The sequence below is a fragment of the Leifsonia sp. HAY1-4F genome (assembly GCF_056755275.1).
Window position 1 is genome coordinate 1 of the sequence record NZ_JBNDHX010000372.1, and the last position, 260, is coordinate 260.

The window sequence follows — 260 nt, forward strand, 5'->3', positions numbered from 1 at the left end:
TCTGTGTCGGGGGAGCAGTCCACCTCAATGGTGCGGATACCTGCCATGCCGGAATCAGTAGCGATCGTGTTGGCGTCCTTATCGCAGATCTTGATGTCGACCTGGTAGAGGGAAGGCTTGCCCAGGTCATGGGTCCACCACAGTTGCGGGTTATCCAGCTGGAGATCCACGGTGGCTGAACCATGTTTGAATTGGGCGTGCCCACTGACGCGATCACCATCTGGCGAAGTGAGGGTGACGTCAACGGTACAGGGTGCAGG

At 58.1% G+C, this 260-nt stretch carries 1 protein-coding gene; it reads right to left on the reverse strand.

Features of this window, described 5'->3' with window-relative positions; translation table 11 throughout:
* Nucleotides 1-260: hypothetical protein (locus ACPYOG_RS19860; RefSeq protein WP_481295832.1), on the reverse strand; the 260-nt coding region annotated here is incomplete at both ends.